The sequence below is a fragment of the Orbaceae bacterium lpD02 genome, from assembly GCA_036251875.1.
Taxonomy (GTDB): domain Bacteria; phylum Pseudomonadota; class Gammaproteobacteria; order Enterobacterales; family Orbaceae; genus Orbus; species Orbus sturtevantii.
In genome coordinates, this window is the sequence record CP133960.1 from 822,060 (window position 1) to 837,162 (window position 15,103).

The 15,103-nt window shown below is 36.6% G+C and carries 18 protein-coding genes and 1 riboswitch; of the genes, 9 read left to right on the forward strand and 9 right to left on the reverse strand.

From position 1 onward, the window contains the following. Nucleotides 1–21 precede the first annotated feature (21 nt). From RHO12_03605 to RHO12_03620, 4 genes are all read left to right on the forward strand, one after another. Nucleotides 22–1,317, forward strand: coding sequence for a 2-hydroxycarboxylate transporter family protein (locus tag RHO12_03605; GenBank protein ID WVD66869.1), 1,296 nt, complete (start codon nucleotides 22–24; stop codon nucleotides 1,315–1,317). A gap of 61 nt (nucleotides 1,318–1,378) precedes the next feature. Further along, entirely contained in the window at nucleotides 1,379–2,536 is a 1,158-nt protein-coding gene (locus RHO12_03610; protein WVD66870.1) for an NADP-dependent malic enzyme, read from the forward strand. A 121-nt stretch (nucleotides 2,537–2,657) separates the two neighbouring features. Continuing rightward, nucleotides 2,658–4,274 carry a DcuS/MalK family sensor histidine kinase gene (gene dcuS / locus RHO12_03615; GenBank protein ID WVD66871.1) on the forward strand — a complete coding sequence of 539 codons (1,617 nt, stop codon included), beginning with the start codon at nucleotides 2,658–2,660 and terminating at the stop codon, nucleotides 4,272–4,274. 1 nt (nucleotide 4,275) lies between these two features. Beyond that, the gene (locus RHO12_03620; protein ID WVD66872.1) at nucleotides 4,276–4,956 is read left to right on the forward strand and encodes a response regulator; all 681 of its coding nucleotides are present in this window, start codon (nucleotides 4,276–4,278) and stop codon (nucleotides 4,954–4,956) included. Nucleotides 4,957–4,987: 31 nt separating this feature from the next. Here the strand turns inward: RHO12_03620 and RHO12_03625 are convergent, their stop codons facing one another. The 4 genes from RHO12_03625 to folB all read right to left on the reverse strand — a co-directional run bounded on the left by RHO12_03625 (nucleotide 4,988) and on the right by folB (nucleotide 7,071). Further along, nucleotides 4,988–5,416, reverse strand: coding sequence for an EamA family transporter (locus tag RHO12_03625; GenBank protein ID WVD66873.1), 429 nt, complete (start codon nucleotides 5,414–5,416; stop codon nucleotides 4,988–4,990). 4 nt (nucleotides 5,417–5,420) lie between these two features. Continuing rightward, nucleotides 5,421–5,651: a hypothetical protein gene (locus RHO12_03630; GenBank protein WVD66874.1), complete on the reverse strand. Its 231-nt coding sequence runs from the start codon at nucleotides 5,649–5,651 to the stop codon at nucleotides 5,421–5,423. 64 nt (nucleotides 5,652–5,715) lie between these two features. Beyond that, nucleotides 5,716–6,702, reverse strand: a complete 987-nt coding sequence (locus tag RHO12_03635) for an MBL fold metallo-hydrolase (GenBank protein WVD66875.1) — start codon at nucleotides 6,700–6,702, stop codon at nucleotides 5,716–5,718. 12 nt (nucleotides 6,703–6,714) lie between these two features. Further along, complete coding sequence (gene folB, locus RHO12_03640; GenBank protein ID WVD66876.1) at nucleotides 6,715–7,071, reverse strand: dihydroneopterin aldolase; 357 nt, start codon at nucleotides 7,069–7,071, stop codon at nucleotides 6,715–6,717. A gap of 101 nt (nucleotides 7,072–7,172) precedes the next feature. Between folB and rsmE the strand changes: the two genes are divergently transcribed. The 5 genes from rsmE (at nucleotide 7,173) to ruvX (ending at nucleotide 10,537) form a co-directional block, all read left to right on the forward strand. Continuing rightward, a complete protein-coding gene (rsmE, locus tag RHO12_03645) occupies nucleotides 7,173–7,898 on the forward strand; it encodes a 16S rRNA (uracil(1498)-N(3))-methyltransferase (GenBank protein WVD66877.1) in 726 nt (241 codons plus the stop codon). Between the two features lie 209 nt (nucleotides 7,899–8,107). Next, nucleotides 8,108–9,055, forward strand: coding sequence for a glutathione synthase (gene gshB, locus RHO12_03650; protein WVD66878.1), 948 nt, complete (start codon nucleotides 8,108–8,110; stop codon nucleotides 9,053–9,055). Nucleotides 9,056–9,068: 13 nt separating this feature from the next. Further along, nucleotides 9,069–9,521, forward strand: coding sequence for a GNAT family N-acetyltransferase (locus RHO12_03655; GenBank protein WVD66879.1), 453 nt, complete (start codon nucleotides 9,069–9,071; stop codon nucleotides 9,519–9,521). A 37-nt stretch (nucleotides 9,522–9,558) separates the two neighbouring features. After that, entirely contained in the window at nucleotides 9,559–10,116 is a 558-nt protein-coding gene (locus tag RHO12_03660; protein ID WVD66880.1) for a YqgE/AlgH family protein, read from the forward strand. 4 nt (nucleotides 10,117–10,120) lie between these two features. After that, a complete protein-coding gene (gene ruvX / locus RHO12_03665; GenBank protein WVD66881.1) occupies nucleotides 10,121–10,537 on the forward strand; it encodes a Holliday junction resolvase RuvX in 417 nt (138 codons plus the stop codon). 98 nt (nucleotides 10,538–10,635) lie between these two features. Here ruvX and ribB read toward each other — a convergent pair whose 3' ends face one another. The 5 genes from ribB to RHO12_03690 form a co-directional block, all read right to left on the reverse strand. After that, nucleotides 10,636–11,313 (reverse strand): 3,4-dihydroxy-2-butanone-4-phosphate synthase, encoded by a 678-nt coding sequence (gene ribB / locus RHO12_03670; protein ID WVD66882.1) that lies wholly within the window; start codon nucleotides 11,311–11,313, stop codon nucleotides 10,636–10,638. A gap of 103 nt (nucleotides 11,314–11,416) precedes the next feature. Beyond that, a riboswitch (FMN riboswitch) is annotated at nucleotides 11,417–11,559 on the reverse strand. Between the two features lie 114 nt (nucleotides 11,560–11,673). Continuing rightward, nucleotides 11,674–12,438 carry a DUF484 family protein gene (locus tag RHO12_03675; protein ID WVD66883.1) on the reverse strand — a complete coding sequence of 255 codons (765 nt, stop codon included), beginning with the start codon at nucleotides 12,436–12,438 and terminating at the stop codon, nucleotides 11,674–11,676. 31 nt (nucleotides 12,439–12,469) lie between these two features. Beyond that, nucleotides 12,470–13,294 carry a diaminopimelate epimerase gene (gene dapF, locus RHO12_03680; GenBank protein ID WVD66884.1) on the reverse strand — a complete coding sequence of 275 codons (825 nt, stop codon included), beginning with the start codon at nucleotides 13,292–13,294 and terminating at the stop codon, nucleotides 12,470–12,472. Nucleotides 13,295–13,449: 155 nt separating this feature from the next. Continuing rightward, on the reverse strand, nucleotides 13,450–14,697 hold the full coding sequence (gene lysA, locus RHO12_03685) for a diaminopimelate decarboxylase (GenBank protein WVD66885.1): 1,248 nt from the start codon (nucleotides 14,695–14,697) through the stop codon (nucleotides 13,450–13,452). Beyond that, nucleotides 14,697–14,834 carry a lipoprotein gene (locus RHO12_03690; GenBank protein ID WVD66886.1) on the reverse strand — a complete coding sequence of 46 codons (138 nt, stop codon included), beginning with the start codon at nucleotides 14,832–14,834 and terminating at the stop codon, nucleotides 14,697–14,699. The genes lysA and RHO12_03690 overlap by 1 nt, the downstream gene beginning before the upstream one ends. Nucleotides 14,835–15,103 lie beyond the last annotated feature (269 nt).

Below are 15,103 nucleotides of genomic sequence, written 5' to 3' on the forward strand. Positions count from 1 at the left end.
ATGAGGTTTCAAGGTTTCATTATGAGTATTATGCAAAAAATAAAAGAAAACAATTTTTATGTAGGGTCATTACCCCTACCGGTTTTTATCGGTTGTTCCATTGTGGTAATGATCTCAGCTTGGCTTAATATCTTACCAAAAAGCTTAATTGGTGGATTTGCGGTTATTTTACCGTTAGGTTGGTTACTTGGAACAATTGGTCAAAACTTACCATTTTTAAAAAAATTTGGTGCCCCTGCAATTTTAGCCTTAATCGTGCCGTCAATTTTAGTTTATAACGATGTGTTTGATAGCAACACATTAGCGGCAGCTAAAATGCTGATGAAAGAATCGAACTTCTTATTGTTTTATATTGCCAGTTTAGTATGCGGTAGTATATTGGGCATGCACCGCGTAATTTTAGTTAATGGCTTTATTCGAATGATGATCCCTATGTTACTCGGTATGTGCCTTGCTGCATTAGTTGGTGTCAGCGTTGCGGTTTTATTTGGCGATACATGGGAACACGCATTTTTTTATACCATCGCCCCTGTGATGGCTGGCGGAGTGGGTGAAGGCGTTTTGCAACTTGCAAATGCATATAGCAATATATTAAATATGGATTATGATTCATTTGTCAGCGCGCTTATCCCTGCGACTGTTGTAGGTAATTTCTTTGCGATTACTTATACCGCAATTATTAATCGCGTAGGTGAGCTAAAACCACACTTAAGTGGTAAAGGTCAATTAGTTAAAATTCAATTCGATGGCATGGAAGAAGCTCTAAAAGAAGATACCAGCCCATTAGATGCTAGAGCGATGAGCGGCGCAGTTATGATTCTGGTTGCTATGTTTATGATTGGCTTAATTCTTGAAAAGCTGACTCATTTCCCTGGCCCAGTATTAATGATTATTGCCACTGCACTTGTTAAATATTTACGTATTTTACCGGCTAGCGTCGAAAAAGGTAGTCAACAATGGTATAAGTTTATTTCAGGCCACTTTACCTATCCCTTAATGGCTGGACTTGGTTTGCTTTATATTGATTTAGGCAGCGTGGTTAATGTGTTAACAATTCCTTATTTCTTAACCATCGTATCGGTAGTATTGACTGTCTGCTTGACTGGATTTGTCTGTGCTTACTTTTTCAAGATGTACCCAATCGAAGCCTCGATCATTTCATCATGCCAAAGTGGTATGGGCGGTACCGGCGATGTTGCTATTTTATCGACAGCAAATCGTATGAATCTAATGCCATTTGCGCAAGTTGCAACTCGTTTAGGAGGGGCATTAATGGTTATTGGTGCAACAGCACTATTACGTTATCTTCATAGTTAATAATAGCTTATATATTGTATGCGATTTTATTAGTTAATTAAAAAATAAAAAGGTGAAAATTATGGCAACGGTTCAAGAAAAGGCTCTTGCAATTAGTAAAGAAAAACACGGAAAATTAGAAATCCGTTCGAAAGTAGAAATTAATTCTATGGACGACCTTAGCGTCGCTTATACTCCAGGCGTTGCTGCGGTTTGTAGTGCAATAGCGGCGAATAAAGAAGATGCTTATGAATATACGTCTAAACGCAATTTAGTTGCCGTTGTGACTGATGGCTCTGCAGTATTAGGATTAGGTAATATTGGTCCGGAAGCGGCGATCCCTGTTATGGAAGGTAAAGCGATACTATTTAAACGTTTTGCTGATGTCGATGCTATTCCTCTTTCGGTTAATACTCAAAATGTCGATGAAATTGTTAGTCATATTGCGGCTTTTGCACCTTCTTTTGGTGGTATTAATTTAGAAGATATCAGTGCACCAAGATGTTTTGAAGTAGAGAGACGTTTAAAAGAAATTCTTGATATTCCAGTATTTCACGATGATCAGCATGGTACCGCAATTGTTGTATTAGCCGCACTTTATAATGCAATTAAAGTAACTAAAAAGCAGCTCGAAACCGTAAAAATTGTTATTAATGGCGGAGGTGCAGCCGGTCTTTCTATTGCTGATATGCTGTTAGCGGCTGGCGCAAAAAACATTAAAGTTGTCGATAAAATCGGTATTTTGTGCGAAGACGATACATCCTTACCACCTCACCACTTAGCGATGGCGAAGAAAACCAATAGAGAAAAACAAACGGGAACTTTGCAAGATGCTGTTAAAGGCGCTGATGTATTTGTTGGCGTTTCAGCTCCAGGGGCTTTGAAGAAAGAGTGGGTTACCACTATGGCTGACAAAGCAATTATTTTCGCAATGGCAAATCCAACGCCTGAAATCTTCCCAGAAGAAGCGAAAGAAGCCGGTGCTTATGTCATTGGTACTGGTCGAAGTGATTACCCTAACCAAATTAATAATGTGCTTGCCTTTCCTGGTATTTTCCGTGGTGCACTTGATGCTAGGGCAAAAGATATTACGCTTGAAATGCAATTAGCTGCGGCAAAGGGGCTTGCAAGTATTGTTACTGACGATAAACTTAGCCCTGACTACATTTTACCTAATGCATTTGAACCAAATGTATCTAAAGTTGTAGCAGAAAGCGTTCGCGGTGCCGTAAAAAAATAATATCATTATTTAATTTATCGCGATAACATAGCTGCTGTTTAACATGTTTAAACAGCAGCTTTTTTATCTATAACGAAAAATTTTTCCTTGTAGTTATGGTAAATACAATACAGGAAATATAGTGCGAAAATTATTTAACAAATTAAAATTAAAAACGAAATTAATCATTCTTATTTGCTTCGTTTTTATCTTAGCGGTGATCGCTGAAAATACTTATATTATTCGAATCGTTAATAATCAATATTATGATGACGCAAGTCAACGTGTTGAAGAGATAGCCAATATTATTGCTACTTCGCCTGATATTATAAATGATATCACCAATTCAACTGACGAAAACTTAGTATCAATTCAAGAATATGCCGAAAATGCAAGGCTACTTTCACAAGTCGAATTTATTACCATTTTTGATATGCAAGGGATTCGCTTTTCTCATCCCGATAAAGAGCAGATAGGTAAAAAAATTGTCGGCGGTGATGGTGACGCGGCGTTGAGAGGCGAATCCTACTTATCAACAGCTGAAGGCACATTAGGGCTCTCAATTAGAGCATTTAAACCTATATACTCAAGTGATAAAACTCAAATTGGCGCCTTAATGGTTGGTCAGACAGTCAATAATATTGAGCATTTAGCTTCACGAACTAAACAACCTATTTTACTGACATTAATTGTGTCACTTATTATTGCCGTATCATTAGCATTATGGTTTTCTAAAAATATTAAAAATATTCTATTAGGCTTAGAGCCCTATGAAATGGTTAAACTTTTTGAGGAAAGAGATGCCATTATTAGAACAGTCAAGGAAGGTGTTTTAGTTATCAATCGAGATGGTATCATTACTCAAATTAATGATGAAGCAATACGCATCTTACGTATTACTGAAAACAAAAATAAAATCATTGGTGGCCATGTTAGGAAAATTATCCCAAACACGCGTTTATATGAAGTGATGCTAACAGGTGAGGCCGAATACGATTGCGAACAAAATATTAATGGTATTATTATTTTAACGAATCGAATACCACTTTTTGTTAATGGCAAGCTAACCGGCGCAATTGCTTCGTTTAGAGATATGACCGAAATTCGCCAGCTAGCCGAAAACCTAACCGGCGTTAACCGCTATACCGATGCGCTGCGTTCACAATCACACGAGTTTAATAATAAACTCCATGTCATTTATGGCTTAACATTTAATGAAAACAACCATGAACTCATTGAATATTTAGAAGAACTGATGGGCAGTCAAGAAAAGGAGTACGAACAAATATCACAATCAATACATGATCCAATTATCGCTGGTTTTTTGAATAGTAAATTTAGCCGAGCAAGAGAATTAGGGGTAACCTTACATTTTCATATTGCAGGACAATTAAATATCCTTACTAATAGCTCTATCGCGCATAAATTAGTAACAATTTTAGGTAATTTAATCGATAATGGCTTAGATGCTGTGCAATTTTTAGATGATAAACAAATTACGATTAACTTAAAAATTAATGATGATTGTTTTATTATTGAAGTTAAGGATAATGGTCAAGGTATTACCAAAGAACATTCTCAACAAATATTTAGCAAAGGTTATTCAACCAAAGGAGACAACCGTGGCTTTGGTTTGTATCTAGTTCTTGCGAGTGTTGATGAACTAAACGGTCATATTGAATTATGCGAATCAGATACGACAACAGGTGCATGCTTTAAAGTATTGTTGCCATTACATGAAATTTATCAGGAAAAATAAGATGATCAATGTGCTAATTGTTGAAGATGATCCGATGGTAGCAGAATTAAATAAAAAATATTTACAAATGGTACCTGGATTTAAATTAGTCGGTCAGGTAAAGGATGGTGAAACTGCCCTCCATTTTATTCACGATAATCCTATTTCACTGATTTTATTAGATATGTTTATGCCTAAACTAGATGGTTTACAATTGCTACAACATATACGCATTAGTTACCCAAATATTGATATTATAATGGTTACTGCGGCTTGTGATAGCGAAAATATTCAAGCGGCATTACGATTGGGGGTGATTGATTACATTGTTAAACCCTTTACGTTTAAACGCTTTAGAACCGCATTGATCACTTATCTAGAACGAGTAAGATTACTGAGTTCTAGCGAAATATTAGACCAAAAACAGCTCGATAATCGACTTTTTGCTAAAAGTGTTGAGAAATCGGATCAACTACCTAAGGGCATTGAAGCTGACACCTTAAAAGCTATACGCGACATGTTAGCTAACTATACCCATGATTTTGCTATGAGTGATCTTGTCTCTTCCAGTACACTATCTCGCATATCGTTAAAAAAATATATTGATTATTTAGAAGAGTTAGGCGAATTGGAGAGCTATTTAATCCATTTATCTATTGGCCGCCCAGTTCGGATGTACTCAATTAAAAATAGAGAAACATAACGCGCTATTTTGGTAACTATAATCATATGTTTTAGTTTAGTGCCACTAAAATTGCCCCAATGGCGATCATTCCGACACCAACCCCACCCCATAGCGAAACCTTTTCGCCAAATAGAACCATCGCAAAAACAACGGCGAAAACAACACTAAGCTTATCGATCGGGGCTACTTGTGAAACATTACCTACTTTAATTGCCATAAAATAAAACAGCCATGATAATGCCCCTGCGATCCCACTTAATATAATAACGACTAACGCTTTTTTGTCAGCCATAAAAGTCTGAACTAACTGTAGTTTTCCTTGAACGACCACCACACCGACTAAAAAAATGGCCATTACAACGGCTCGAATTGCCGTTGCGGTATTAGCATCTAAATGTTGTAAACCAATCTTACCTAAAATAGCCACGGCAGAAGCGGTTATCGCAGATAATAAAGCATAAATTAACCAAGCGCTCATAATATTATTTACTACCTATTAGATATGATTCATCACGCTTTAGCATTTTTATAGATTCTTGCATGCTAGGGTTTTCTTGGCATATTTTAGAATTGTGCATAACCCCAACACACTCTTCTTTTACTATATGAGGTTTTGACCATCGATTCTCTTTAGCTTGTCTGTTTTGACTACCGCAAGCAGTAAGTCCTAAAAATAAGAACGAAACGCTTAATATTATCATTACTTTTTTCATATTCTATTTTTCATCCTAGCTTTTGATTGTTAGCGTTATTATGTTTCTATTATTGCTTAATAAATTAATTATCGCTTAGTTGGATATGGTCACCTATTTTTAAAATTAAAAACTCGTTTTCTGATAGGTTATACTTTGGTAATAATTGTTTCAATAGCTTTGGTGGCTCATCCAACGAATCATCGGCAAGTTCAAATGTTCCCCAATGAATCGCTATTGCTCGCTTGCAACCAATATCGTGGAAAAGTTGTAATGCTTGTGCCGGATCAATATGTTGGTTGTGCATAAACCAACGTGGCGCATAACTACCAACAGGGATCAGTGCTATATCAATATTTGGGAAACTTTTTTTAACACAAGTAAATTCAACTGAATATCCGGTATCACCAACAAAATATACACAGCGCTGATTAGATTCAATCATCCAGCCACACCATAACGTTTTATTGATATCAAATAGCCCCCTTCGGCTCCAATGCTTAGCTGGAATAGCCGATAGTAAGACATCATCAACCCACACATCTTGCCACCAATCAAGTTCAATGACTCTGGTTGCCCCCCAGGCTTGTATTTTCTTTTTCAATCCTAATGGTACGACAATCGTTACTAAAGGAAAACGCTCAATTAGCTGTAAAACACTACGATAATCAAGATGGTCATAATGATTATGCGATATAACAATAATATCTATCTGCGGTAAATTATTAATTGAACTTGCACAAGGCGTATAGCGCTTAGGCCCGATAAAAGGGACAGGAGAAACACGATCAAAAAAGACAGGATCGGTTAATATTATTTTATTATTAATTTTTATTAGTGCCGTCGCATGGCCTAGCCACCAAATAGCATCGCGATTAGTAATAGAAAAATTAGCCTCCTGATACCAATCAGTGCAAAACCGCTGGTATCCGCCCTCTGGTGGAGCAATTTTCCGCTCTTTTTGCCATTTCCTTATCTCCTTATAATTAATCGAAAATGGTTCTGAATTACAAAATCCTTGCCGAGTGTGATGTTTTTTTGTTACATCGTAATAGCGGTTTTTGTAATTCACAATACACTCCTATCACCTGCAGCGTTGAATCATAACGGCAACATTCTGAGCGCTCGGTATTGCGCTCGGTTTACTCACTTTGACTCTAACGCAAGGCACCCCAAAATCATTGATAATCAACTGAGCAACTTCCTCTGCGACACGCTCGATTAAACCAAATTGACGACTTTTAACGTAATTTTCTACCACATTAGTTACTTTGGCATAATCCAGGCAAAATGCAACATCATCATGTAATCCAGCCTGGGTATTATCCCACTGCATTTCAAGATCAAGCACCAGTTTTTGCTTAATGTTTTTTTCCCAATCGTATACGCCAATAGTCGTAACGATAGTTAGCCCTTCGATTAAAACACAATCATTTTTCATATAAGTACCCTAATTATTTAGCCAATAAGAGATTACCCAATCTATTTAAATTACGCTATAATTTATTTAAATTATTTCTAATAAATTTGAAAATTATATTTATGGTCCGAATTTTTCAACCAACGCCTATTTTACCTAACAGTGCTATTGAGCTCGATGATAACGCATTTAATCATATTGTTAGAGTTCTTAGAATGAAACAAGGTGAATCAATTACGTTATTCGATGGTAGTAATACCGTCACACCCGCAACCATTAGCCAAATTAATAAAAAAAGCCTAATTGTTGAGACCGCAAATAGTGTGGTTGAAAATCGCGAGTCTTCATTAAATATTCATTTAGGGCAAGTGTTATCTCGTGGGGAAAAAATGGAGTTTACTATTCAAAAATCGGTCGAATTAGGTGTTAATTCTATTACCCCTTTACTATCGGAACGCTGTGGCGTAAAACTCGATACCGACAGACTCGATAAAAAAGTACAACAATGGCAAAAAATAGCGCAATCGGCTTGCGAACAATGTGGTCGTAATATCATTCCAACGATAAACCCTATTGAGAAACTTGATGATTGGTGCGCAAACCTAGATGATTATCTTAAATTAACGCTGCATCCTAGAGCGAAGCATGGCATAAATCAACTAAATTTAAGCAATTCAAATATTGCGCTACTTATCGGCCCTGAAGGCGGATTAACGGAGGCAGAAATAACTATGACAATTCAACATCAGTTTATTGAAATTTTATTAGGACCTAGAGTATTACGTACCGAAACGGTAGCCTTAAGTGCAATTACTGCCTTGCAAGTAAAATTTGGAGACCTTGGATAGCACTAATGATACGATCGACAACCGTATCGAGCCTAGCGAGAGATATAAAAACCATTAGATTAGACATTAAAACAGTTTGCTATTTTCAGTAAAACTATCGTTTATAACTAGCAAAATAGTCGGTTAGATAAAGTAGCAAAAACGCTTCTTTTCATTAAATTTCAGTATATACTAATTTAATTAGCATCAATTACAGTTAAGGAGTTGTCATGATAAAACTTGGCATCGTTATGGACCCCATCAATCAGATTAATATTAAAAAAGATACCAGTTTTGCCATGTTACATGAGGCACAAAAAAGAGGTTATCAGCTTTACTATATGGAGATGAATGATCTTTTTTTGAATGGCGGTGAAGCTTATGCCACAACTCGAAATTTAACGGTTTCTGATAATAAACAGCATTGGTTTGATTTTAGCAATGAACAAACAATTGCGTTAAGCGAACTTGATGCAATTTTAATGCGTAAAGATCCACCGTTTGATACCGAATTTATCTATGCTACCTATATTTTAGAACGAGCTGAGAATGCAGGTGTATTGGTGGTAAATAAACCGCAAAGCTTACGAGATTGTAATGAAAAATTATATACCGCTTGGTTTGCAGAATTTACTCCGCAAACGCTGGTTACAAGACAAGCAAAATTAATTAAAGATTTTTACCAAACTCACCATGATATTATTTTAAAGCCACTTGATGGAATGGGCGGTGCATCAATTTTTCGCATTAAACAAGATGATCCTAACCTGTCGGTTATCATTGAAACACTAACTCATAACAGTAGCCAATACTGCATGGCTCAGACTTATTTGCCAGCCATCAAGGACGGAGATAAGCGAGTGCTGGTGGTAGATGGCGTTCCTATGCCATATTGCCTTGCACGTATTCCACAAAAAGGGGAAACACGAGGCAATCTTGCCGCTGGTGGATATGGTGAAGTCAGAACATTATCTGAAAGCGACTGGAAAATTGCTAACGCAATTGGCCCTAAATTAAAAGAGAAGGGGCTGTTATTTGTTGGTCTAGATATTATCGGCGATAAATTAACCGAAATTAATGTAACAAGCCCAACTTGTGTGCGAGAGATAGAAAGCTATGCGAATGATTTATCAATCACAGGTATGTTAATGGATGCGATAGAAAAACGCGTAAAATAACTAAGGAAGCAAGATGATTAGGTCATATCAATCTGGTGATTTGGATAAAATTATGTCAATTTGGTTGACTGAAAATGAGCGCGCACATAATTTTATTGATGCTAATTTTTTTCGCAATAATTTTGAACTAGTCAAATCGTTAATACCTATGTCGACAATTTATGTTCAAGATTTAAATGGAGTTAAAGGATTTATCGGCCTGACTGACAACTATATAGCTGGCCTTTTTGTGGATTCAAATTTTCACCATCAAGGAATTGGCACGGCGCTAATTCAAAAAGTGAAACAGAAGTATAATGAACTATCCGTAAACGTCTATCAAAAAAATGATAAAGCTATCGCTTTCTATCTATCACAAGGATTTGAAATAATATCGCAATCAAGCAATGAAGAGACCAATGAAATCGAGTATTTGATGAACTGCCATGTACAACATCGTGTGAAAATTGGTAAATGTGCTTTGTAACTTTTACATGCTGATATTATGAACAATTAAATAAACTATGAATTTAAAAAACCGTTTTATTATTGCAATGCCAACCTTAAGCGATATCTTATTTAATCGCTCAGTTGTTTATATTTGTGAACATAATCGTGATGGAGCGATGGGTATTATTATTAATAAACCTATTCACGACCTATCTGTTCAGACCGTGCTATCAAGGTTAGATATTACGCCCTATAAATCCTGTGCTGAGTTAGAACAGCCTGTTTTTATTGGTGGCCCACTTGCGGAAGAACAAGGATTTATTTTACATACACCACAAACTGGATTTTCTTCTAGTATCGCTATATCTAATGACGTAATGATAACCACCTCTTTAGATGTATTAAAATCAATTGGCTCACCACAGCAACCCCATAATTTATTATTATCCCTTGGCTATGCTAGCTGGGGAAACATGCAACTAGAATACGAAATCGCTCAAAATGATTGGCTTGTTGCTGACGCAAAATCCGAGATAATCTTTGAAAGTCCAATCGACGATCGTTGGCATCTTGCGGCTGAATCGATAGGCATAAATATTGATCTGATTTCTATACAAATGGGCAAAGCGTAGAGATATGGCAACGATTATTGCATTTGATTTTGGCACGAGCAGTATAGGCTGTGCTATTGGTCAAGATATCACTAAAACAGCAAGGCCTTTGTGCGCTTTTAAGGCTCGTGATGGCAAGCCTAATTGGGTTGAAATTGAGAAAGTGTTAAAAGAGTGGCAACCTGATTATTTAGTGGTAGGTTTACCTCTAAATATGGATGGCAGTGAGCAAGAATTGACACTAAGAGCAAAAAAATTTGCTAATCGCCTACATGGACGATTTGGCTATCAGGTTAATTTACAAGATGAACGTTTATCTACGGTTGAGGCGAAATCATATCTTTTTGCTTCAGGCGGCTATCGAGCACTAAATAAAGGTAAAGTCGATGCGAGCTCTGCGGTAGTTATTTTGGAGAGTTGGTTTGAGAATCAAACCATATAATCATAAACTATTATTTTGCGTTGTAATATATAATTATTATATAACGTTTAGCACATAAAAAAGGACAGTTTAGCTGCCCTTTTTTATTATTCCAAGAGTCACTGATTAGCGCTACGGTATTCGACAATATCGGCGATTGTCACTACCGGTAAATCGAATTTTTTAGCAAAAGCCACGACTTGCGGCGCTCTTGACATTGACCCATCATCATTGGTTATTTCACATATCACTGCCGCAGGTTTAAAGCCGGCTAACTTAACCAAATCAACTGACGCTTCTGTATGCCCTCGACGCGTAAAAACGCCATCGTCTTGTGCGACTAAAGGGAAAATATGCCCAGGATGATGTAAATCAGTAGGTTTTGCATTATCGGCGATAGCCGCTCTTATTGTTGTAACTCGGTCGCTTGCAGATACCCCCGTCGATACACCACTCGCTGCTTCAATGCTAATTGTAAATGCCGTCTTATTTTTACTCGTGTTATGCGGCACCATCATCGGAAGTTCGAGTTTATCGCAGTATGATTTAGGCATGCATAAGCAAACAATACCACTGCCGTGACGAATGGTTAATGCCATCTGTTCTGCGGTAATATTTTCTGCTGCCCAAATAACGTCACCTTCATTTTCGCGATCCTCATCATCAAGGATCAGCACTCCTGTCCCTGCTTTTAAAGCTGTTAATGCATTATTAACACGCTCAATTGGGGAACCGAACTCGGCTAAACTAAAGGTGTTATGTACAATTTTAGTACTATTTTCGGATTTCTGATTCATGGTAAGCGATTCCTTCTTGATTAATTAAATACCAGAATCAGGGCAAGTGCTTGACCGTTAGGATACCACGCACACGCAGTGGTAATTATTTGCAAGGTTTATAAGCAACTCTCTTTTATCCAGACTATAACTGTCGGCCTTGGAATTTCACCAAATCTGCTAGACCTTAACTATTATAATACAATAGTCAAGCGCTCGTGGGCTATCACCACCGGTGGGGACTTTCACCCCGCCCTGAGAATTATCAGCGATGCTGACCGATACACTATAATACTTAATCACTAAAAATTCATCTTTTTCCAATAAAAAAAACAACTGATTATTGGTTTTTAGGGTATTAAATAGTAGCAATACGGTAGATTAATTTTTCCTAATAATCCAACGACTAATTAAGATAGGTAACATTTCACTCATTTTCTCTAATAGTAGAGTCCCTTGCCCTGCTTGATAATGGTGAGGATCTCGACTTGCAAAAACCAAAACCCCCAAGTCACCAAAACCACCAAGTAGCGATAAAGCCACGGAACCAACATAAGCTTTTTCAGGGATCAATAGATCAAGCTCAGTGGTATTTAATTGCCCTAAATATTGGTAATTATATTGCAAATGACGAACACGAATAAAATCGAATTTATCCATTGATAACGCAAAATGATGGTAGCTTGACGGAATATTAAGTTGCCATTTATTATCAAACAGATAAAGATAGGCTCCAATTAAACCTAATGATTTAGCCCATTGGTTTAGTCGAGTGAGTAGGTCATTTAAATCATTAGACAATAACAGTTTATTTTGCAGTGCCATCAATGAATCAAACAGTTGCTCATTACTACAAGCATGTTCCATTAACAACGTTATTTCCGATTCGAGCTGCCTGATTTTATTTCGTTGTCGAGCAAGTTGCCATTCTGACAATGACATAACACCCCGGATAGGATGCGGAATTTTCATCTCTTCAATCTGTTTAGCATGATGAATAAAAAAATCAGGATTGTGAATTAAATACTCACTGACCAATTCATCATTAAGCAAAACGTTATTAGTTTTATTGCGCGTAACCACCTTCTTACGTGATACATTAGTCTTTTTGTTTGTTGATGATGTTTTTTTAGGCGTTAACGTCATTATCTATTTACCCTAGGTATTTACCTTTTAATTATAAAGAAATAAAGCCATCATAAACGTGAGTTGCACTACCAATCATAAATAATGAAAAGCAATTACCTAGCCACTCAATAAGTAACTCACCTCCGGGTAAACTGACCTTAACTTTTTCTGCTAATAGCCCCTGACGAATACCCACAGCAACTGCAGCACATGCTCCTGTACCACATGCTTGAGTTTCCCCTACCCCTCGCTCAAAAACGCGTAAACGGATATTATTACGATCAACAATTTGCATAAAACCAATATTTGCCTTTTCAGGGAATCGCTCGTGGCTTTCTAGTAAAGGACCAAGTATTGCAACGTTAGCTGTCAATACATCGTCAACTTGTATTACACAATGTGGATTACCTATTGAGGCTACTCCGCATAAAATAGTTTGTTCTTGTGCTCGAATAATATAAGTTTTTTCTTCTTTAATCGCTTTAAAAGGAACTTTGCTCGGATCAAAACAGGGTTCCCCCATATCAACTTTGACAGTATCATTAGGATTAACCGTTAAGATAATAATGCCTTTTTGTGTACTTACTTTTAATACTCGCTTTTTGGTCAATCCTTTTAATATTACAAATCGTGCAAAACAACGTGCTCCATTACCACACTGTTCAACCTCACTCCCGTCAGCATTGAAGATGCGATAGTGAAAATCAGTATCGGGGGAATATGGGGGCTCGACTAGTAATAATTGGTCGAAACCAACGCCAGTGTTTCTATCGGCAAGTCGTCTGATGGTTTCTGGTGATAAATGAACATTTTGAGTAATGCTATCAACAACCATGAAATCATTACCTAAACCATGCATCTTGGAAAAATTCATTTTACTGTCACTCGTGTGTTTTATGCACTATTTCTTAGTTATGGCACTATTATAGCAGTGAGAAAGCTATGTGGCTATTGATGCATTTTATTAAAATTAGTTATATATAAAAAATAAGGCGCTTTAATGCGCCTGCCTTTATAAAACTAAATAAACTATATTATTTCACCTTGCCATAGCATATCAAATGTCTCGCGTTGGCGAATTAAGCGATGCTTATTATCGTCAACTAATACTTCAGCTGGCCTTGGGTGGCTATTATAATTTGATGCCATACTAAAACCGTAAGCGCCAGCACTACAAATCACTAATAGATCATCTTGTTGCGCCGCGAGCTCTCGCTCTTTACCTAAAAAATCACTCGATTCACAAATAGGACCAACCACATTATAACAATAAGTCTGCTGGTCAGGCTCAGCTTGCTCAGCAGGCAAAATACGCATCCAAGCTTCATATAAGGCGGGGCGGATTAAATCATTCATGCCTGCATCAACAATGGCAAAATGGTTATCATCTTGGTGCTTAATATATTCAACTTTAGTAATTAAGATACCGGAATTAGCTACAATAGAGCGCCCTGGCTCAAATAATATTTCAATATCAGGATAATGAGTGAGTTTTTTTAGCAGTTCATTCACAAGCTCTGACGATTTAGGTGGGACTTCATTATCATAACAAACGCCAAGTCCACCACCGAAATCGATATGCTTAATATTAATTCCAGCTAATTTTAAATCATCGACTAAAGATAAGATTCGATCGGCTGCATCTAAAAAAGGAGCGAGCTCAGTGAGTTGCGAACCAATATGGCAATCAATACCACTAATCTCAATATGAGATAATTTTGCTGCTTTTTTATAAATACCTAGAGCTAGTTGATGGCTGATACCAAATTTATTTTCACGTAATCCTGTAGAGATATAGGGATGTGTCTTGGCATCAACATCAGGGTTAATACGCAACGAAATAGGTGCAATTTTATTTAATTGCTTTGCGATATCTTGAATACGATCTAGTTCAGCCTCTGACTCAACATTAAAACATTTTATGCCAACAGCTAAAGCCCGCTTAATCTCAGTAATCGATTTAGCGACGCCTGAAAAAACGATTTTTTTAGGATCGGCGCCTGCTTTTAACGTTCGTTCTAATTCACCCTGAGAAACGATATCAAAGCCAGAACCTAATTTTACCAGTGCATTTAAAATAGCTAAATTACTGTTAGCCTTAATCGCATAACAAATTAGATGCTTACGCCCTTTTAAGGCATTATCAAATTCAATCCATTGTTTTTCTATATAGCTTTGGCTATAAACATAAAGAGGCGTACCGTACTGTTTTGCAAGCTCAGCTATCGCATGACCATGAGCAAATAATTTGCCATGTTGATAATTTAGAAAATTCATTAAGCTACTCGATAAAATAAAGGAGAACTAAACATTAATGTGATGGTCTGTTTGTCTGGTGCATAAAGCGGCCCTTTTAAACCACAGGCGCTTAATAAACAAATAAGTAATAAAATCGATAAAAATATTCTCATCATAATATATCTTATAGATCCCTATTAATAAAACAACGGTGATTCATAATATAAAAATAGCTACTTAAGGCGATGTGCATTCTTGCTAGCTATTTTACCCTATTTTGAAAACGATTAAATATCATATTGCCATTAGATCACAAAAATAACGATAAGTTCAAATAATAATTCACTTATCTATTAATTAAATAAACTTATTTAATATTTTATATCATAATAATGTACTAAAGTAATGTATTAACGAAAATAATTTAGTGAACGATATCTAACAA

Bases quoted from the DNA above. Each gene is read 5' to 3' on its own strand.
- RHO12_03630 (WVD66874.1), bottom strand. From the start codon at position 5,651: ATGAAAAAAGTAATGATAATATTAAGCGTTTCGTTCTTATTTTTAGGA.
- RHO12_03660 (WVD66880.1), top strand. From the start codon at position 9,559: ATGAATTTAAAAAACCGTTTTATTATTGCAATGCCAACCTTAAGCGAT.
- dapF (WVD66884.1), bottom strand. From the start codon at position 13,294: ATGAATTTTTCCAAGATGCATGGTTTAGGTAATGATTTCATGGTTGTT.
- RHO12_03620 (WVD66872.1), top strand. From the start codon at position 4,276: ATGATCAATGTGCTAATTGTTGAAGATGATCCGATGGTAGCAGAATTA.
- RHO12_03605 (WVD66869.1), top strand. From the start codon at position 22: ATGAGTATTATGCAAAAAATAAAAGAAAACAATTTTTATGTAGGGTCA.
- ruvX (WVD66881.1), top strand. From the start codon at position 10,121: ATGGCAACGATTATTGCATTTGATTTTGGCACGAGCAGTATAGGCTGT.
- RHO12_03610 (WVD66870.1), top strand. From the start codon at position 1,379: ATGGCAACGGTTCAAGAAAAGGCTCTTGCAATTAGTAAAGAAAAACAC.
- folB (WVD66876.1), bottom strand. From the start codon at position 7,071: ATGAAAAATGATTGTGTTTTAATCGAAGGGCTAACTATCGTTACGACT.
- RHO12_03690 (WVD66886.1), bottom strand. From the start codon at position 14,834: ATGATGAGAATATTTTTATCGATTTTATTACTTATTTGTTTATTAAGC.
- lysA (WVD66885.1), bottom strand. From the start codon at position 14,697: ATGAATTTTCTAAATTATCAACATGGCAAATTATTTGCTCATGGTCAT.
- RHO12_03675 (WVD66883.1), bottom strand. From the start codon at position 12,438: ATGACGTTAACGCCTAAAAAAACATCATCAACAAACAAAAAGACTAAT.
- RHO12_03655 (WVD66879.1), top strand. From the start codon at position 9,069: ATGATTAGGTCATATCAATCTGGTGATTTGGATAAAATTATGTCAATT.
- RHO12_03625 (WVD66873.1), bottom strand. From the start codon at position 5,416: ATGAGCGCTTGGTTAATTTATGCTTTATTATCTGCGATAACCGCTTCT.
- gshB (WVD66878.1), top strand. From the start codon at position 8,108: ATGATAAAACTTGGCATCGTTATGGACCCCATCAATCAGATTAATATT.
- rsmE (WVD66877.1), top strand. From the start codon at position 7,173: ATGGTCCGAATTTTTCAACCAACGCCTATTTTACCTAACAGTGCTATT.
- ribB (WVD66882.1), bottom strand. From the start codon at position 11,313: ATGAATCAGAAATCCGAAAATAGTACTAAAATTGTACATAACACCTTT.